Raw genomic sequence first — 18,299 nt, forward strand, 5'->3', positions numbered from 1 at the left:
GTACGAGTTGTCCCCCGTGTTTTTCCAGTCGATCGTTGTGTCGAGCCCGTCAAGTTCTTGAAGCTTTTCGTTGGTTTCAAGCTTACGCCTGGTGTACTTAGTGGCTGGTACTCTATAGGCAAGCTCTGTTTTGGGCCTGTCCATACCGTCCTGTATTGGCTTGAAGAAGAACGGGTAGTTGACTGATATTGGTACAACCTTGTCCGTGAACATTTTCTTAGCATCGGGGCCAGACTTAGACAAGATACCGTACCGTGCATCTGACGTAATTGTCGCCACGTTAACGGTTTCTGCTGAAGACATAAAAGAAAATCCGGAACGTCTGTTTTTAAGATAACACATTCCATAAGATCGTGCGTCGGCTTTACAAGCCTCCCAGAATATAAAGAATAATCTGTTTGATTCCCTAAAGTCTGGTTTCCCAACGTCAATTTTGCTCCACTGCAAGTACATATAGTGAGAACCAGTAACGTAAGTAGCCACGCTTTTATTATAGAACCAAAACCCTTGTTCTCTTTTATTAAATTCATTATCGATGTAATCATACCATTTTTCCTTAAAGTCTACTGGGTATTCCTCCCAATCGAACACAGACTTTATTTTTTTAAGTTCTTTAGGATATTCTGTATATTGCCACTTATTACCTTCAAATTTTTTTACGTTTTTAGCTTTAGGTAAAGCTATCTTAAGATTTTGTATTTCGTATATCTCACCTATCTCACCAGTTTTACTGATAACAACAAGATCATAATCTTCATTATAACCATACTTCCACTTTTTAGCCTTATTCATTTTAGCTATAGCATGCGGTTTTATATAGTCATTTAGTACTTTGTATAACGTTTGCTCGTACATTACTTAGACCTCCCTTCTGCAAACCCTCTAAAAGTTTTTTCTTTCTTAACTTCTTTAGGTTTATCTTCTAACAGCTCTTGCTCGTTTTCTATTCTAGTTAATATTTCAAAAGCATCGAATATAGCAAGTTTTTTTGTAGCTGCGGCGTTTTTAAGTCTGTCTGCAGAGATATCATCATCTGAATCTACAATAGGTTCTTTAGCTACTTTAATTAGCTCTTCAACCGCTTTGCGCCCAGCTTGGATTATATTTTTCTTCGTCTCCTTTACGTTCATACTTAATTACAATATCATTTGATTTCATACAATAAAGACGTTCGTTATCTATTAAAAATTCCCATTCACCGTTTGGCTTAAAGCCTACTACGTCTCCTGGGTTTATTTTAAGCGCTTCTAAAGAACTATTACCATATTTTAATATACCAATAAGGCTTCTTTCTTTATCTACCGTTAGATCTTGATTGTCTTTTATAGGTTGTATAAAACATCTATTATTAATAGAGTTCCAACCGTTATTATTTTTATATAAATATATTTGGTCTAAAGCACAAAGATAATAATTATCTTTTAAAAAAGATCTACTTTTTTTCTTTTTACCTTTCATATCGTAAAAAGTTCTAAATACATTTTGATGTATTATAACTTTATCCGACTTTTACTGTATTATTGTATTTTTCACCTATTGGTTTTACAATAAAGTCATATAAAGCATTCATTAATATTCTAAATCATATTCAACAGATATAGCCATGTTAGAATTAAACTTCTTCCATGGCATAATCTCGTTGTTTTTTTTTATATGTATATTATATGAATTGTCTTTCTCGTCTAACAATATATGAGATATAATATGACCTCCATATACTTGTTGACCTATAGAATAATGCATTGCATCGTTCTTATAGTCAGAACCTATACTAATCTTCCTTATTACTTTCGACATCTTCTTCTATCTTAGTATAAGTACCATCTTCAAGATCAATATTTCCCGGAGTTCCATCGGTGGAAATTACCTGGTCATCAGAACCTCCCGCCACTGCAGTACTTACCAAATCTATGGCCTCCTGAACATTGGAGGCGGCCAGGCCGGAAATGGTATTATCATACGGGTTACTGATGGCATTGGTATTGATTGTTACATCTGTACCGTCATTATTGGTAAACGTATAGGTGCCGTCAAGATTATCTGTAATATCAGCCTTGGCTACGATATCCTGAGTGCCATCTTCCTTTGTGAAGGTGACAAAGCCGTCTCCATTGTCAATTAAGCTTGTGATCGTTTCATTCACAGCCGTACTGCTTCCGTCAGCCAGGGTGAGGGTGGCAATAAGATTACCAGCCACTGTATTGGTCACCGTAAGACCATTGGTATTTAGGGTTACATCCGAACCGTCATTATTAGTAAACGTATAGGTACCATCTCCCAGATCAGTAATATCTGCTTTGGCAACTGTTTCCTGGGTGCCATCTTCCTTAGTATAGGTTATGAATCCATCTCCATTATCGATCAGGCTCGTAATTGTTTCATTCACAGCATTACTGCTTCCGTCGGCCAGCGTGAGGGTGGCAATTAAATTTCCGGGAACGGTATTGGTCACCGTAAGGCCATTGGTATTGAGGGTTACATCCGAACCATCATTATTGGTAAACGTATAGGTGCCATCTCCCAGATCTGTAATATCTGCCTTGGCCACAGTTTCCTGACTACCATCTTCTTTGGTGTAGGTAATGAGGCCATCTCCATTATCTGTTAGGCTGGTAATGGTCTCATTTATATTTAGGGTTGTCCCGTCCGCCAGGGTTACCGTCGCAATAAGGTTGCCTGCCACAGTATTGGTCACCGTAAGTCCATTGGTGGTAATAAGCTGAATGTTCCCAACAGAATCTGAAAAATTATAAGTACCATCCCCATTGTCTATCAGTGAAATTGTAGTAACAGCTACATCCAGAGCATCGAGTGCATTTTGTACCGGAGTAACGTCATAAAACGCCCCATTATCAGAACCTGCAATAATAGTATTCCCAACATCTGCACTTACGATAGACGCACTCGTAATAAAGCCGGCATCATTAGTAAAATCATTTAAAGTAACCTGTGCATAGTCTATCTCGGCATCAGAGACAGTGTTATCCTGTAATTCTTCATTCCCAACGGAATCGGGCGCCAGTTTAGAAGAGGTAATCGCGTTGTTTTGAATATCAACACTGGTGATTGTAAAATCAACAATATTCTGCCCGCGAATCTCCCGAACCTCAAAATTTACATTATCCTCACTTTCGGTAATAACAATGGTACTGTAATCATTGAAAATTGGATCTGCAGTAAACGTAAGGCGGAGGGCGTCACAAAGGTTGATCCATTCTGTGCCATCAAAATAGTAGAGACATTGTTCATCTGTATTGTAGATCATGGCACCCTGCAAAGGGTTTATTGCATTCATTTCTACTGTAGTGATACGGGTAATGACAAAAACCCTATTCGTACTTTCCAGTTCGAGTACTGAAGCGGGATCGAGGTTTTGTGGATTGTCCCCAATCTTTATTTGCGAATAAAGCGTGGTAGACAATACCGATAACGCAACAAACAGTAGTAATTTCAGTTTCATCGTAATTAATTTACAAAGGGAAAATGGTATTTACAAAAGTAGGATTATATCCGTATTGGACTAACACATATACCCCGAAATACGAATTTATAAGATAAACCACTCTTAAACTTCCCTGAAGAAAGCAGGCAGGCTGTATTTTTGCCATTTTATTCATTATTTACACCGAAAAAAGCGTGATTGCTGCGCTTTTTAACATAAGTTTAATGGCAGATTATTTTTTTATGCGGCCAACTTATTTTTTCTTTATCAAAACATGGTGAATATGGTAAACATGGCCTTGAAGTACCTTTTCACAAACCTAATAATTCCTATGAAAAAGTTCCTTTTCTTATTACCTGTATTATTATTTATAACAGTGGGGTATGCCCAAACGGATGACAGGCGACCACTACGAGGCCAGGTGATGTATAGAAACGTCCCTGTACCTAATGAAAATGTCATCAATACTACCGCTGAGAAGGCTACGATCACCAATGAAAAAGGAGAGTTCCTTATCAATGTAAAGGAAGGTGATGAATTGGTTTTTACGGCCATTAACTACCAGATAGAGATCTTAAAAGTAACAATGGAAATGCTGGTCAAAAACCGCCTTGTAGTGGAGGTGGATGAAAAGGTAACTGAACTCGATGAGGTTACGGTGAGTCCCGAGAATCAGAAAAAATTCCTGCAATTACAAAATGAAGAGTTTAAGCAATACACCTATGAGACCGATGCTACCGGAGAGGTTCAAAATATAGCACTAGACCCTACGGTAAGAGGAATGCAGGACGGGGTTAATTTTGTCAATATTTTTAAAGCGCTATTCCTGTCTACGTCCAAAGATACGGGAGAAACCAGAACACCGCTAAAGGTAAGTGAAGTTTTAAGGCAAGTCTACAATGACGATTTTTTCGTTCAGGATCTGCAGTTACCCCAGGATAAAATAGATGCTTTTCTCTTGTACTGTGATGGCCAGCTACCGGCCCAATCATTGCTGCGCAAGGATAATGAATTTCAGCTCATTGAATTTCTCGTAACCCAAAGTATGGAATTCAGAAAAGGACTCAATGTGGAAGAATAATTGTTTTTTCCTGTGCTTCTTTTTAGCCTTTCATCTGCTATCGGCACAGTCTTATTTCATTAAATCTCTGGAAGGCAGGGTTATATTCGATTCCAAGGGGATACCAGACGTACATATTATGAATACTTCCGCCGGGAAGGCGACCATTTCGGACGAGGAAGGCCGATTTACCATCGATGTGACCATGGGGGACACTCTTTTGTTTTCGGCTGTACAATACAAGCGTAAAAGCCTTGTGATCTCTGCTTCAATCCTCGAAAGCAAAATGGCTTATATCAGGTTGGAAGAATTTGTAAATGAGTTAGATGAGGTGGTGGTAAGACCCTATAATCTCAGTGGAGACCTGATTCGGGATATGCAACAAATGAAGATAGATCCTGTAGTTACCGCTTCTACCTTAGGTTTACCAAACGCCTACGTGAAACCAATGATGCAAAGCGAACGTTTGCTGCGTGAAGCATCCTTAGGACCATTCTCTATAGGAATGTTGACCAGTATCCCTTTTAATCCATTGATCAATGCCATTTCAGGTCGTACTAAAATGCTTAAGAAAAGAGTGGCCCGCGATAAGAAGTATTTGCTTTCGCAGCGGGTTCGAAATTATTATCCCGATAGCATTTTTGTAAAACGCCTGGGAATCCCGGAAGCGAGCATAGCAGATTTTATGTACTATTGCGAGGTAGATGAAAACTTCGATTCTATTGTGGCAACTGAGGACCATATAAAGATCCTTAATCTGCTGGTTCTTAAGAGCAGGGACTATCGAAAAAATAATCGCCTGGAGTAAATTTATATGGCACGCGAATTGCTCTCAATGTATCAAAACTATTAATATGCAAGCTGGAATAAAAGGACTTTTCTTATTGATGTTGCCTCTATTTATGGTCATAGGAGTGCATAAGTTTTATGTAAGCGTTACCAACATAGAGTACTATGATAAAGGGAAGGCATTACAGATAACCAGTCGCGTTTTTATCGACGATTTTGAAAAAGCTTTGGAAGAACGCTATGATGTGACGACCTTGTTAGGCACTCCTGAAGAATTTATAAATGCAGAAGTGTATATAGAGAAATATCTGAATGCCAAATTCCAGGTGAAGATCAACGGGGAGCCAGCCCGGTATAAGTTCCTTGGAAAGAAGTACGACAATGATATCATGGTATGTTTTCTGGAGATCCCTGAAATTTCAATAGAGCTATTAAATTCTATTGAAATTCAGAATGAACTTTTGATGGATGTTTTTGAAGAACAAAAGAATATTCTTCATTTTGAAATTCTTAAAAAGAAAAAGAGTTTTGTGCTCATTAGGGAAAGTAATAAAGGAATGTTAAACTTCTGAGCTACTTGGAATAAACTCCTTAAAATATCCTAATTTCCGCGCCGGGAAATTTTCAAATCAATACTTATTTATGGACAAATTAAGATTTTATGCAACCGCAGGTTTAATACTATTTGTTTCGGTCCTTTTTGCACAGGTGGAGACTGCCAAAGAACGTGACCCGGGACATTTAAATCAAAGCAAATTCAAGCAGATGTATGAAGAGTTTGCTACTCCCAATATGTACAGGTCTGCTTCCGGGACACCGGGTCCTAGCTATTATCAACAACAAGCCGATTACAAGATGGATATTGAGCTCGATGATAAGAATGCCAGGATTTATGGGAAAGAAACTATAACCTATCATAACAACGCTCCGGAGGCACTCGAATTTCTCTGGTTGCAATTAGACCAAAATGTTAGAGCCAAAGATTCAAAGTCACCCTTAAGAAACGGAAATGGCATTAAAGATGGCTATGTACCCGACGCTTTTTCTAAGGAATTTATAAATGAAAAATTCGATGGAGGCTTTAAAATAGAGTACGTGCAGGACACTAATGGCAATCCACTTCCTTATACTATTAATCAAACTATGATGAGGGTAGACCTGGCCAGTCCATTGAAAAGCGGAGAAAAAGTGTCATTTGATATAAAATGGTGGTATAATATCCCTAATCATACCATAGACCGTGCCCGCTCAGGATATGAATACTTCGAAAAAGATGGAAACAGAGCCTACGTCATTGCCCAATTTTTTCCACGAATGGCCGTATATAGTGATGTGGAAGGGTGGCAAAACCATCAATTCTGGGGAGGTGGTGAATTTGCACTTCCTTTTGGCAATTACAATGTGAACATTACTGTTCCTGCAGACCATATCCTTGATGCTACAGGAGTGTTGATTAACCGAAAGGATGTTTTTAGCAAGGAAATGTTAAAGCGATATGAGCAAGCTAAGAGGACTTATGACAAGCCTGTTCTTATAGTAACGCAGGCAGAGGCAGAAGCTGCCGAGAAAGGATTTTCTGAGAAGAAAAAGACCTGGAAGTTCAGAGCTGAGAATGTACGCGATTACGGTTTTGCTACCTCACGGAAATTCATTTGGGATATGCAGGCAGTTAGGATCGGAAATAAAGACGTGATGGCTGTGTCTCTTTATCCAAAGGAAGGGAATCCTTTATGGGAAGAATTATCCACCAAGGCTGTTGCCAGTACTTTAAAATCATATTCATCTCATACTTTCGATTATCCATATCACAAGGCCATTTCCGTGCATGCTAAGAATCAGGGGATGGAATACCCAATGATCTGCTGGAACTACGGAAGACCTAATGAAGATGGGACTTATTCTGAAAGGACAAAATATGGAATGATCAGTGTTATCATACATGAAGTAGGGCATAATTTCTTTCCTATGATCGTAAATTCTGATGAGCGCCAATGGGCTTGGATGGACGAAGGTCTAGACACATTTGTGCAGTATTTGGCGGAGCAGGAATTTGGTGAGGCTTTCCCGGAAGTTATTGCTCCAAATGAAAAGTACCCTTCGAGAAGAGGGGATCCTTCCAAGATAGTTCCCTATATGAGTGGCGATCAAAGCACCATTGCTCCTATCATGGCAAATCCTGAAAACGTGTATCAACTGGGGCCAAATGCGTATGCTAAACCGGCTACGGCTTTGAATATCCTCAGGGAAACGGTTATGGGAAGAGAATTGTTCGATCATGCATTTAAGACGTATTCTAAACGCTGGATGTTTAAACATCCTACTCCCGAAGATTTCTTTCGTACTATGGAAGATGCTTCTGCCGTAGATCTGGATTGGTTCTGGAGAAGCTGGTTCTACACTACGGATTATGTAGATATTGGAGTGAAAGGAGTAAAAAAATATTATGTAAGCAATAAACCTGGCAAGAAAATGCAGGAATATATGACAGCCAGAAATTTAACCCAAGCCGACCTCCGTCCACTAGTATACCTGCTTGATGCTGATAATGAAGATTTCGACCCAGCTATGACTGGCATGGCACCGAGCGAATTATCTGTACCATTAAAGGAATTTATGATGGACAACATGACGGCTGAGGAAAGGACTACGGCAAAAGAACCAAAATTCTTTTATGAAATAACCTTTAATAAACCGGGGGGTATACCAATGCCTTTAATTGTAGAGTATACCTATGACGATGGCAGTTCGGAAACTGTTACCTATCCACCCGAAATTTGGAGGAAAAATGATACTGAGGTAAAAAGAGTGATCTCTTCTCAACAAGAGATCGTTGGGATCGTAGTGGATCCGAAGGGAGAAACGGCCGATATAGACGTAACTAACAACAGCTGGCCAAAAAAGGAAACTCCTTCAGAATTCAATCAATTTAAGGAAAGTATTAAAGGAGAATAATTTTCGTTATGTATATATGAAATGGTCCTGACTATTTTTGGTTGGGACTTTTTTATTTTATAAAAGGGTTCTAAACTTGATTATATTTGTAGTATGCAATCGATGGTAATTTTATTTATTAGTGGTGCAGAGATCTTCTTCATCATGTTTATTGTCGTCATGGTCTTTGGCGCCGATAAGATTCCCGGTATCGCCAAAGGGCTGGGAAAAGGGATGCGACAATTAAAGGATGCCACGGAAGATATTAAGCAGGAGATCCAGAAAAGTGCTGAGAAACAGGGAATAGATACCAGCATTGCGGACGATATAAAAAAGGAAATGAATCAGGTGAAAAAGAATATTGAGGATGTTTCCGGGACTATCAAAAGAAAGTAAACGCGCGTATGTGGGAAAGGCTATTACAATGGGACCGCGATACCTTTATCTACTTAAATAGCCTTGGAATAGAAGAATATGACGGGTTTTGGTCTTTGGTAACCCATACTACTACATGGATCCCATTATTTATTCTATTCTTCCTGCTACTTCTACTAAAATATCCAAAAAAAGAGGCGATCGCCATGATCCTTATGACAGTGTTATTATTTGGTTTTGTCATGGTCTTTATGGATCTCACCAAGAACCTTATTGCCAGGCTTCGTCCCAATAACAACGAAGAGATCAGTGCCTTTATCCGTATACTTATTAACCCAATTGACTATAGTTTTTTCTCGGGACATGCGGCAAACTCTTTTGCCATTACTACCCTGATTGTCCTTTTTCTTCGTAAAAAATTGAGATGGGTTTATATTTTTTATCTATGGCCACTACTTTTTTCTCTGAGCAGGATCTATGTAGGGGTGCATTACCCATTAGATCTGATTGCAGGCGCCTTGGTGGGCTTGCTAATGGCCGTGTCTTTTTACAAGATCTACCATCTATTTATAGTACCCTACTTAGGGTTAGACCGTCTCTTATAGGAAGCATAACCGTCTCCACCCTTGGGTCCTCCTTTAGCATTTGGTTGTATTCCAGTAGAGCTTTGGTTGCCTTGTCGTTAACTTCTAATGCTTCAACCACCTTGCCAGACCAGAGTACATTATCTGATAAGATGATACTACCTTTTCTGGTCTTGGGTAAAACAGCTTCAAAATAACGGGGATACTCCTTTTTCTCTGCATCAATAAATACAAGATCGAACTTCAGCTGAAGAGAAGGAATAATTTGCAAGGCATCCCCTGTATGTTGGCAAATCAGGTCAGAAAATCCGGACTTGTCAAAATACTTTTTTTGGATTCCCGCCAATTCTTCGTTAATGTCTATGGTGTGAAGCCTTCCATTAGGAGTTAGACCTTCTGCCAGGCACAAGGCCGAATAGCCCGTATAGGTCCCAATTTCCAGGATATTTATTGGTCCGATAATTTTAGACAGCATACTGAGCACTCTGCCCTGATAATGGCCCGTTATCATTCTGGGCTGTATCACTTTCAAATGAGTCTCCCTGCTAAGCTCAGTTAAATAGAAGGGTTCATCCTCTGAATGACTGGTGATGTACTCCTGCAATGTTTCCGACAGAAAATGCATGCTTTTCTTTTTGTAAAAATAGGCTTTTTGGCCTACTTTGTTGGAGCCATCATTATCCTAACTATTATGAAAAATGTCCGTATTCGGGAAGCCGTTGAGAGTGATTTAGCAACATTGCTTCAGTTTGAACAGGCGCTTATCGAAGCTGAACGCCCATTTGATCCCACCATTCGCACAGGCCATCTTCATTACTATGACCTAAAAGAGTTTATAACAAATAAAGAGGCAATGGTTGTGGTTGCCGAGGTAGACGGGCAAATTGTAAGTTCAGGGTTCGGTATTGCCAAAACCGCAAGATCGTATCTGGATCATGAGCAATACGCGTATCTTGGGTTTATGTATACCCTCGCTGAATACAGGGGACAGGGTATCAATGGGAAGATCGTGGAAGTAGATCCGGCTATTATTGCCTATGAAAAAGTAGGGTTCAAGAAGCATATTATTGAGATGCGAATTTCTTCGGATAACCATGAATCACAAGCATAGGCAGTTAATTTAAGAGGAGTGTTGTATTTTTGCGAAAAAGATGTCTATGAAGTTTCAGAACACCTTGTCCTTTGCCCGTGAACTCGATTCGCAAGATGCTTTGGCGCCTTATAGGAAAGAGTTTCATTTTCCGAAGGTAAATGGTTCAGAAGTAATTTATTTTACCGGAAACTCACTCGGATTGCAACCTAAGAGGACCAAGGCTTTTGTAGATGAGATCATGAAAGATTGGAGGGAGTTGGCTGTGGAAGGGCACTTCTACGCTGAGAGATCATGGTGGGATTATCATGAACGTCTTGCCAAACCCCTGGCAAAAGTTGTAGGTGCCAAACCTGCTGAGATATCCGTCATGAATTCCCTGACAGTTAATCTTCATCTGCTCATGGTTTCTTTTTACAGACCAACTAAAAAACGCTATAAGATCTTATGTGAGGAAAAGGCTTTTCCGTCAGATCAGTATATGTTTCAAAGTCAGATTAAGTTCCATAAACTGGAAATTTCTGATACCCTGGTGGAGATCAAAAAGCGAGAAGGTGAAAATTTTTGGCGTACAGAGGATGTGCTGGCCAAAATAAATGAAATAGGAGATGAACTTGCCCTGGTCCTGATTGGGGGTGTCAATTATTACAATGGGCAGGTTTTCGATATGAAGACCATTACTCGCGCCGGTAAGGAGGCCGGAGCTATGGTAGGGTGGGATCTGGCCCATGCAGTAGGAAACATTCAACTTCAGCTTCACGATTGGGATGTAGATTTTGCTGCCTGGTGCAGTTATAAATATATGAATAGCGGGCCCGGAAATGCTTCTGGCATCTACGTGCATGAACGTTATTTAAATAGGCGAGACATTCCACGTTTTGAGGGGTGGTGGGGAACGAAGAAAGAAACACGCTTCTTGATGCAGCCGGAGTTCGATCCAATGGAAACCGCAGATGCATGGCAAATTAGTAATGCCCCTGTTTTGGCAGTAGCACCATATCTGGCCTCCCTTGAAATGTTTGAAGAGGTAGGAATGCAGGCACTGATCAAGAAACGAAATCTTATAGTCTCCTATTTAGAGTTTATCCTGCAGGAAATTGATAAGGAAGTAGAAAGCTCGTTCGAAATTATCACGCCTCAAGATCGCGGGACCCAATTATCGGTTTTTCTGCATGGCGAAGGACGGCCACTTTTCGACTATCTGATGGAAAAGGGTGTCATTACTGATTGGAGGGAACCTAATGTGATACGCTTGGCACCGGCACCTTTCTATTGCTCCTATGAAGATATGTATCGCTTCGGACAAATATTAAAGGAAGGCATTACAAAAAAGTAGGTATCTTACCCGTCCTCTAATTCCTGATCACTATGAGATCTTTACGGCTAATTTTGTCTAACCCCAGGTACTTTGGTCCTGCATGGGCATTTGCCAGTCTAAATATTCTCTTTGGTACCTGGGCAATTTATATCCCAACGGTTAAAGAAGACCTGGGAATTGACAAAGCCACACTGGGTATTGCCTTGTTTTTCCTTTCGTTTGGAGTGTTCACTGTATTCCCTGTAGCTTCCCGGATCATTAATCGATTAGGAGTTGGAAAAGCCACTTGGCTAGGGATAATTCTACTATGTATTACCGCCATCTTTCCGTTGATGGCCACTAGCTTCGTTACCCTGGCTATAGCTTTGTTCTTTTTTGGTTCTGCCAATGGATTTTTGGATATCTCAATGAATACTTTAGTTACCGAGATTGAGAAGGAGGATAAACAAAATTTTATGTCGGCTTCTCACGGCTTCTTTAGTTTAGGTGGGGTAATCGCCGGATTGGGAAGTTTTTTGATCCTGACATTTGGAAATAGAATGTTGCACATGCTATTGGCAATTGCTCTTGTTTTTGGCATCAATTTCATATTTCATAAGCGGTATAAGCGTATTGTAGCTGCACCCATACAAAAGGAACCTTTTAGCATTCGTAATTTTAAACCTCTACTTCTCCTGGGGGTCGTATCCTTTGTGATCATGGGAAGTGAAGGTGCCATTGTTGATTGGAGCGGTCTATTTTTAAAAGAAGTATCCCTTGCGCCTGAAGTTATATGGGGTGCCGGATTCTTAGGGTTTCAAATTATGATGACCCTCGGCCGTTTTCTGGGAGACGCCATTAGTGCTCGTATTGGCTCAGTTAAGATTGTGGCACTGGGATCTTCCATTGCCATTTTGGGTTATGTATTTGTCTTATTGAGCAATACTTATTTAGCGATCGCTGGTTTTGCTTTAACAGGTCTTGGTTTTTCGGTGATCATTCCAGAACTCTTCAGGATTGGTGGGAATGTAAAGGGGGTTGAATCTTCACAGGGTGTTGCGTTTATAGCAGGAACGGGCTATTCGGGCTTTCTTATTGGACCAGTGATCCTTGGATTCCTTGCAGAACAGTTTTCACTCAATACCAGTTTTATGGTTCTGTTGGGGGGTGTTATTGCTGTCCTGGCAACCACCTTTCTCCTTAAAAGAAATACTAAAAAGGAAAGCTGAGCCTATTTTAGAACTTCCACATCTGTAAAATACAGCGAGAAATTCCCTTCCTTGTTCTTATGCATCTTTGAGATGTTTATACCGTTGATAGATTCATAACCTTCCCAGGTTGCAACGCTTCCAGGTTCAAGGCTATTACCTCTTCGGAAGACCCATTCTTTGATTGTGTAATCATCGCCCAAATAAAAGTCATAGGCATCGCCCGGAGTATAGCCTCCATCATCTCCATACACTACTGTTAGTTTAGGTAGCGAATCATTGCTAATGGGGGCAAGGGCGGTCTCTTTAAACGTATAACTTAGGCTATTCTGGTCCCATAAAATGTTAATGGGTGCCAACAGCCAAAATTTATCATTGATAAATGCACCATCCGCTTTTATAGCCAGGCTGTCTACCGATTGTCTATTGTAGATTATGGTATCCCCATTAGATATTCCTTGAACTTCCTGACTTTTGGTGTTCCATACCCAGGATCTTTCAAAGTGCATTGTATCTCGATCTACATTAAATGTAAATCTGATTTCTTTGACCTTATTCCATTCGTCAATTCCATGTGCCTTGGCAACTTTTTCAAGGATAGTGTCTTCTTTGACCGGAGTGGTATTCTTTTCGGATTTACAACTTACCAAAAGGATTAATAGGGTGCAAAGAGATATAAATGACTTGTTCATAGTACAATTTTTGCCAAATATACAGTGTTTCTGACATATGGATCTCCCTAGTGTATTTTGGAGGTATTACAATAAAAAATCCTGAGATAAAGGATCTCAGGATTTTGGTTTACTAAAATGGCAGGAATTATTATTTACTCTTTACGATCAGGTCCTTTGGACGTTTGATCTGTACGATAGGGAATTCGGTCCTTCTGTTGAGTTCCAATTCTTCATCAGTACAATCTTTTCTGCTTGTACAGTGATTGATCAACTTTCTTTCACCAAATCCTTTGTATGAAAGAATATGCTCTTTTGGGACACCGTGTTCAATTAAATAATCATAGGTAGATTTTGCTCTTCTTTCAGAAAGATTATCATTGTACGCATGACTCCCAATAGGATCTGTGTGAGCTTCCAAATGGATGATCATATCTGGATATGTAACGGTCATTAATTTTACTACTTTATCCAATTCTTTGGCTGCATCGGGGCGTATGTCGCTCTTGTTAAAATCGAAGTAGATCTTGTCGAGATTTGCCAGTAATTTTACATCCATGACCGGTTCCAAGGTGATATTTTGAGAAATTACCTTGGTGGTAAGTGGTGTTGTATAGGTATTGAAATATACATTCTTGGTGGGATGTGTTTTACGCGATGCTTCAATTACATAATTGCGTTCCCTGTTTATATACATTCTGTAATATCCATTGGCATCTGTCAGTGCTTCACCTTCCTGGTCACCAGTCTTTTGATTAAAGATCGCGATCTTAACACTATCCAGTGGTTTTAAATTCACACCATCGATTACAATACCTTCTAACGAAAGTTCCGGTGTAAATTTAAACTTATAGATGTCGTCGCCGCCCAATCCTCCTTCTCTATTAGAACTTAAATATCCTGTAATTCCATCTTCATGGGCATAAAAAGCAAAGTCATCGCTGGGAGAGTTTACCGGTGTACCCAAATTCACTACATCTACAATTTCCTCATTTTCATTACTGATCGTTGAGAAAATATCCAGTTGTCCAAAACCAACATGTCCGTCAGAAGAAAAGAATAAGACTCCTTCACTATTTATAAATGGAAACATTTCGTTTCCTTCGGTATTTACTGCGGGACCGGCATTGACCGGTTTACCAATACCTCCTCTGGGGTGGATATCGGAATAATAAATATCTGTGCCACCGTATCCTCCCGGTCTGTCTGAAGTATAGTACAAACGCGTACGACCAGGACTAACGTAAGGATGACCAGTAGAATAGTAATCACTATTAATTCGCAAATTTCTGTTTTCTTTCCAAACACCTTTCTCCTTTTTGGCACTGAAAATTTTTAAATTAAGCTCATCTTCTGCTCCGTAAGCCTTTTTATTTTTGAAGTAGTTGTTACGTGTAAAATAGATGATCGTATCATTCTTATAATCTGTTGAGAAGACGAGCGAACTTTCATGAAACTTTGTATTGATGTCCCCTTTAATTTTTTCAGGAATAGATTCCGGATTATCTTCCTTTACCATAAAAATATCTAGCCAGGGCTCATCATTCCAACCGTATTCATCGCCATCAACCAGATCTTTTCTGGAAGATGAAAAATAGAGATATTCACCATCCACAAAAGCACCAAAGTCGCTTTCGCTTGTATTGAAGGGAACAGTTTTAACTTCATAACGTTCTCTACTATTGAAAACTACCGAGGCCAAATTCCCATCCTTTAGAAATCGTTTTACCCGGGAATCGTTCTTATTGAATTTCTTGTATTTCTTTAGCCAGGTCGCTGCTTCGTCTAATTGACCGTCACTATAGAGGGCCATGCCGTATTTGAAATAGTAATCCGTAGGGATGCTGGTCTTATTGATCACTTTCTCAAAATGAGGCAATGACTTTTTAAAGTCGCGAATCAGCAGGTAACACTCTGCCATACGTTGGTGAGCATAGTCGCTATTGAACTTACCTTCTACCATCTTTTCATATTCTTTGATGGCTTTGCTGTATTGAAACTGGCCAAAGTAATAATCGCCACGCTTCTGGGCTCCGTATTGAGCCTGACCCGTGGTGATGACCATGGAAAAAATTAGAGTGAATATTATGTTTGCTATGTGTCTCATGGAGGTTATTTTTTAGAAATATCTAGGTGATTTAGCCGGACCTTTTTGTTTAAAAAGTGTCTCATAGATCAATATGATCTCATGGGTTCCGGTAGAGTAGGGCCTAATTTCACCAGTTGGCATGTCATAGGCATATCCCAGTCTAAAGTCTTTTGATATCTGGAAATCCAGAAGTGCTCCAAAACCATCGGCATTATTAAAGCGATAGGAAGCTCCCAGCCAAAGTTTATCATAAAACAAAAAATGTGCAGAAACATCCACGCTGGTGGGTGCTCCGTTAGTTATTTTGGCTAACACAGAAGGTCTGAACTTAACAGTAGGAGATAGATCAAGAACCAATCCCGCGATAGAATAATAACTAGGTCTTTCTAAGGCTTCAAACTCCCCTTGATTTAAGTCTGTTGTAAGCATTCTGGGGGATGATACCCCTACGTACCATCTATTGGTACTTAAATAAACACCAGCACCTATATTAGGAGACCACTGGTTAAAACTTGATGCAAAAAATGTATCGTTACTGTCAGGAGTTTCTAATTGATAGTTTGTAAACCCAGCTTTTAATCCGAAGGAAAGTTTTGCATTCAGACTCACAGGTATGGTATATGAAAAATCACCATATACATAGTTGGTACTTTCAAAGCCCAATCTATCACTGATGTATGAAAGTCCCAGTCCAACCCGGTCATTTCGCAAAGGAGCGTGCAATGAAAAGGTGCTCGTCCTTGGATTTCCATCGATCCCAACCCACTGATTTCTATGCAATGCAGTGACGTTCAGAGTCTCCCTGCTCCCTGCATAGGCAGGGTTCACAGAGATAGTGTTGAACATATACTGAGTGAATTGCGGTAACTGTTGCGCGGTCATCAAACTACTGAAAGTAAAGATGATCACAAATAAGATCTTTTTTGCCGTTTTCATACTAGTAGGTTTTAATTAGATCCGAGATAGATATACCCATTCACCGGTTTAAAGTCCTTATTGGTTACCTTAATGATATAGTAATAAGTACCAGCCGGTAGCATACCCGAATTCCCGAAGGAATTGTTTGGAGAGTTACCTCCCCAATTGTTTTGATAATCTTGTATTTCATATACCTTAGCTCCCCATCTGTTGAAGATCATCAGGTCGAAATTAAAATCGCAGAACTCCACGCCCTTAATTTCAAATACATCATTTACACCGTCACCATTTGGCGTTACGGTTTTAGAAGGCGTAATATTTGCCACGCCACAAGGCACACAATCAGCATTTACCGTTATGGTAAAATCAACATAGTATTTACATGTTCCTTCTGTTGAGCTGTAAGCGATCTGATATTCACCAACAGGCACAGCCAAAGGATCAAGAATACTTCCATTTAAGACCATTCCGGCAGTCAATATTTCAAAGGTGCCGTTTGTATCGAATGACTCAGGTAAATAATTTACCAGATCAATAGATGGATCTTCTACACATATGTCAATAATCACTGTTTCTAGTTGCGGCTGCATCACAAAGATGAGCTGCTCAAAGGATGCCGCATTGCCACAGGCATCGGTTACATCCCAGGTTCTTATTATCATATAATCATCAGAATCCTCTGAAAATTGTATTTCTTCGTTGAACACTACAGTATAGTCGCCACATCCCCCCATAAAGGTCAATTCTGGTACTTCTGGAATGTCCTCACCACATATGATCATAACCTCTTCATCATAGTCACTGCTCGTGATAGGTCCGGTAGCAGGGATAGTGATCACTTGGGTATGTGAAATGGCATTACCGGCACAATCACTGGCACTCCAGGTTCTTGTGATCGTATATCCATTCGCACAATTAGCGTCGTTCGTAATAGTTTCATCAAAAGTAACAGTGATATTAGGATCACAATTATCAATTGCCGTTAAGGTAACTGCACCCGGCACTTCACTACAAGTTGTGGTTAGGTCTTCAGGTAACTCTTCTACAAAAACGGGAGCGATCACATCTTCCACAATAATTACCTGTGTATGGCTTGTTGAATTCCCGGCACAATCCTGGGCAATCCAGGTTCTTGTAATGGTATATTCTGAGGCACATTCATCATCCTGACCAGTGATGTTTTCAGTAAAGGTTACAGTAACATCCGTATCACAATTGTCCATGGCAGTCATTTCTGCAGCTGTTGGAACCGCATCACAAGAAACAGTCATGTCGGTGGGTAAACTCTCTACAAAGACAGGTGCTGCGGTATCGACTACTGTAATAACTTGTATATGTGTACGAACATTATCAACACAATCTGTAATGGTCCACGTCCTGGTTATCGTATATTCTGTAGCACATTCATCATCTTGTCCGGAAATTACTTCAGTATATTCCTGTACATAATCACAACCACTGGCATTCAGTGTAATTTCACCTTCACCTATATAGATGATATCATCCAATACAGGTATTTCCTCACACTGCATAGTAGTATCTGAAGGAAAATCATCCTCGCTATCATTGTCCAGAATAGTTCCGGTAGCAGTTGGCGTATTGATGCCGATCGCACTATGAGATAGATTCGAAAGGTTTACAGAGAACAGTTCACTGTCTTCAATGATTACATCATCAATGATCGGCACCGTAATATCATACGACTCCCCATCGGTACCAACAAAGGTCAATGTACCGGAGGTAGTTGTATAGTCACCAGGCTGAGCAGCAGAACCATCGGCAGTAGCATAGTCAACACTGAATCCACCTTGTACATCACCAGTAAGACGAACCGTAAAGGTTGCA

General features: G+C 40.0%; 17 protein-coding genes and 1 pseudogene. 9 read left to right on the top strand and 9 right to left on the bottom strand.

Annotated elements, in window-relative coordinates:
• The 4 genes and pseudogenes from Q0X72_RS11920 to Q0X72_RS11935 form a co-directional block, all read right to left on the bottom strand.
• A pseudogene (locus Q0X72_RS11920) lies at window positions 1–792 on the bottom strand (hypothetical protein); the annotation flags it as partial.
• Between the two features lie 62 nt (window positions 793–854).
• Complete coding sequence (locus Q0X72_RS11925) at window positions 855–1,130, bottom strand: hypothetical protein (RefSeq protein WP_297765675.1); 276 nt, start codon at window positions 1,128–1,130, stop codon at window positions 855–857.
• Window positions 1,075–1,458 (bottom strand): hypothetical protein, encoded by a 384-nt coding sequence (locus tag Q0X72_RS11930; RefSeq protein WP_297765678.1) that lies wholly within the window; start codon window positions 1,456–1,458, stop codon window positions 1,075–1,077. The genes Q0X72_RS11925 and Q0X72_RS11930 overlap by 56 nt, the downstream gene beginning before the upstream one ends.
• A gap of 313 nt (window positions 1,459–1,771) precedes the next feature.
• Window positions 1,772–3,460 carry a hypothetical protein gene (locus Q0X72_RS11935; RefSeq protein ID WP_297765680.1) on the bottom strand — a complete coding sequence of 563 codons (1,689 nt, stop codon included), beginning with the start codon at window positions 3,458–3,460 and terminating at the stop codon, window positions 1,772–1,774.
• Window positions 3,461–3,773: 313 nt separating this feature from the next.
• Here Q0X72_RS11935 and Q0X72_RS11940 point away from each other — a divergent pair, with 313 nt between their 5' ends.
• The 6 genes from Q0X72_RS11940 to Q0X72_RS11965 all read left to right on the top strand — a co-directional run bounded on the left by Q0X72_RS11940 (window position 3,774) and on the right by Q0X72_RS11965 (window position 9,202).
• Window positions 3,774–4,523, top strand: coding sequence for a carboxypeptidase-like regulatory domain-containing protein (locus Q0X72_RS11940; RefSeq protein WP_297765683.1), 750 nt, complete (start codon window positions 3,774–3,776; stop codon window positions 4,521–4,523).
• Window positions 4,510–5,310: a carboxypeptidase-like regulatory domain-containing protein gene (locus Q0X72_RS11945; protein ID WP_297765686.1), complete on the top strand. Its 801-nt coding sequence runs from the start codon at window positions 4,510–4,512 to the stop codon at window positions 5,308–5,310. Before Q0X72_RS11940 ends, Q0X72_RS11945 begins: the two co-directional genes overlap by 14 nt.
• A gap of 46 nt (window positions 5,311–5,356) precedes the next feature.
• On the top strand, window positions 5,357–5,863 hold the full coding sequence (locus Q0X72_RS11950; RefSeq protein WP_297765689.1) for a DUF6702 family protein: 507 nt from the start codon (window positions 5,357–5,359) through the stop codon (window positions 5,861–5,863).
• Window positions 5,864–5,933: 70 nt separating this feature from the next.
• The gene (locus Q0X72_RS11955) at window positions 5,934–8,243 is read left to right on the top strand and encodes a M1 family metallopeptidase (RefSeq protein ID WP_297765691.1); all 2,310 of its coding nucleotides are present in this window, start codon (window positions 5,934–5,936) and stop codon (window positions 8,241–8,243) included.
• Window positions 8,244–8,336: 93 nt separating this feature from the next.
• The gene (locus tag Q0X72_RS11960) at window positions 8,337–8,618 is read left to right on the top strand and encodes a twin-arginine translocase TatA/TatE family subunit (protein ID WP_297765694.1); all 282 of its coding nucleotides are present in this window, start codon (window positions 8,337–8,339) and stop codon (window positions 8,616–8,618) included.
• Between the two features lie 8 nt (window positions 8,619–8,626).
• On the top strand, window positions 8,627–9,202 hold the full coding sequence (locus tag Q0X72_RS11965) for a phosphatase PAP2 family protein (protein ID WP_297765717.1): 576 nt from the start codon (window positions 8,627–8,629) through the stop codon (window positions 9,200–9,202).
• Here Q0X72_RS11965 and Q0X72_RS11970 read toward each other — a convergent pair.
• A complete protein-coding gene (locus Q0X72_RS11970) occupies window positions 9,165–9,806 on the bottom strand; it encodes an O-methyltransferase (protein ID WP_297765719.1) in 642 nt (213 codons plus the stop codon). The two genes, Q0X72_RS11965 and Q0X72_RS11970, sit on opposite strands and share 38 nt — an antisense overlap.
• Window positions 9,807–9,833: 27 nt before the next feature.
• On the opposite strand from Q0X72_RS11970, the gene Q0X72_RS11975 reads away from it, so the two are divergent.
• Genes Q0X72_RS11975 through Q0X72_RS11985 form a run of 3 tightly spaced genes read left to right on the top strand, consistent with a single transcriptional unit; the run spans window position 9,834 to window position 12,797 of the window.
• Window positions 9,834–10,292 carry an N-acetyltransferase family protein gene (locus tag Q0X72_RS11975; RefSeq protein WP_367180458.1) on the top strand — a complete coding sequence of 153 codons (459 nt, stop codon included), beginning with the start codon at window positions 9,834–9,836 and terminating at the stop codon, window positions 10,290–10,292.
• 46 nt (window positions 10,293–10,338) lie between these two features.
• Entirely contained in the window at window positions 10,339–11,607 is a 1,269-nt protein-coding gene (gene kynU, locus Q0X72_RS11980) for a kynureninase (protein ID WP_297765722.1), read from the top strand.
• Between the two features lie 32 nt (window positions 11,608–11,639).
• Window positions 11,640–12,797 (top strand): MFS transporter, encoded by a 1,158-nt coding sequence (locus Q0X72_RS11985; RefSeq protein ID WP_297765724.1) that lies wholly within the window; start codon window positions 11,640–11,642, stop codon window positions 12,795–12,797.
• Window positions 12,798–12,799: 2 nt separating this feature from the next.
• Here Q0X72_RS11985 and Q0X72_RS11990 read toward each other — a convergent pair whose 3' ends face one another.
• The 4 genes from Q0X72_RS11990 to Q0X72_RS12005 form a co-directional block, all read right to left on the bottom strand.
• Window positions 12,800–13,468 carry a hypothetical protein gene (locus tag Q0X72_RS11990; RefSeq protein WP_297765726.1) on the bottom strand — a complete coding sequence of 223 codons (669 nt, stop codon included), beginning with the start codon at window positions 13,466–13,468 and terminating at the stop codon, window positions 12,800–12,802.
• A 130-nt stretch (window positions 13,469–13,598) separates the two neighbouring features.
• Entirely contained in the window at window positions 13,599–15,554 is a 1,956-nt protein-coding gene (locus tag Q0X72_RS11995) for an OmpA family protein (RefSeq protein ID WP_297765729.1), read from the bottom strand.
• A 12-nt stretch (window positions 15,555–15,566) separates the two neighbouring features.
• Window positions 15,567–16,472 carry a type IX secretion system membrane protein PorP/SprF gene (locus tag Q0X72_RS12000; protein WP_297765732.1) on the bottom strand — a complete coding sequence of 302 codons (906 nt, stop codon included), beginning with the start codon at window positions 16,470–16,472 and terminating at the stop codon, window positions 15,567–15,569.
• A gap of 11 nt (window positions 16,473–16,483) precedes the next feature.
• Window positions 16,484–18,299, bottom strand: a 1,816-nt coding sequence (locus tag Q0X72_RS12005; protein WP_297765736.1) for a gliding motility-associated C-terminal domain-containing protein, incomplete at its 5' end; no start/stop codon positions are given.

It is taken from the genome of uncultured Muriicola sp., assembly GCF_947258935.1.
GTDB lineage: Bacteria > Bacteroidota > Bacteroidia > Flavobacteriales > Flavobacteriaceae > Muriicola.

Excerpts from the sequence above, each read along its gene's own strand:
- Q0X72_RS11925 (WP_297765675.1), bottom strand. The coding sequence starts at position 1,130 with ATGAACGTAAAGGAGACGAAGAAAAATATAATCCAAGCTGGGCGCAAA.
- Q0X72_RS11930 (WP_297765678.1), bottom strand. The coding sequence starts at position 1,458 with ATGAAAGGTAAAAAGAAAAAAAGTAGATCTTTTTTAAAAGATAATTAT.
- Q0X72_RS11935 (WP_297765680.1), bottom strand. The coding sequence starts at position 3,460 with ATGAAACTGAAATTACTACTGTTTGTTGCGTTATCGGTATTGTCTACC.
- Q0X72_RS11940 (WP_297765683.1), top strand. The coding sequence starts at position 3,774 with ATGAAAAAGTTCCTTTTCTTATTACCTGTATTATTATTTATAACAGTG.
- Q0X72_RS11945 (WP_297765686.1), top strand. The coding sequence starts at position 4,510 with ATGTGGAAGAATAATTGTTTTTTCCTGTGCTTCTTTTTAGCCTTTCAT.
- Q0X72_RS11950 (WP_297765689.1), top strand. The coding sequence starts at position 5,357 with ATGCAAGCTGGAATAAAAGGACTTTTCTTATTGATGTTGCCTCTATTT.
- Q0X72_RS11955 (WP_297765691.1), top strand. The coding sequence starts at position 5,934 with ATGGACAAATTAAGATTTTATGCAACCGCAGGTTTAATACTATTTGTT.
- Q0X72_RS11960 (WP_297765694.1), top strand. The coding sequence starts at position 8,337 with ATGCAATCGATGGTAATTTTATTTATTAGTGGTGCAGAGATCTTCTTC.
- Q0X72_RS11965 (WP_297765717.1), top strand. The coding sequence starts at position 8,627 with ATGTGGGAAAGGCTATTACAATGGGACCGCGATACCTTTATCTACTTA.
- Q0X72_RS11970 (WP_297765719.1), bottom strand. The coding sequence starts at position 9,806 with ATGCATTTTCTGTCGGAAACATTGCAGGAGTACATCACCAGTCATTCA.
- kynU (WP_297765722.1), top strand. The coding sequence starts at position 10,339 with ATGAAGTTTCAGAACACCTTGTCCTTTGCCCGTGAACTCGATTCGCAA.
- Q0X72_RS11985 (WP_297765724.1), top strand. The coding sequence starts at position 11,640 with ATGAGATCTTTACGGCTAATTTTGTCTAACCCCAGGTACTTTGGTCCT.
- Q0X72_RS11990 (WP_297765726.1), bottom strand. The coding sequence starts at position 13,468 with ATGAACAAGTCATTTATATCTCTTTGCACCCTATTAATCCTTTTGGTA.
- Q0X72_RS11995 (WP_297765729.1), bottom strand. The coding sequence starts at position 15,554 with ATGAGACACATAGCAAACATAATATTCACTCTAATTTTTTCCATGGTC.
- Q0X72_RS12000 (WP_297765732.1), bottom strand. The coding sequence starts at position 16,472 with ATGAAAACGGCAAAAAAGATCTTATTTGTGATCATCTTTACTTTCAGT.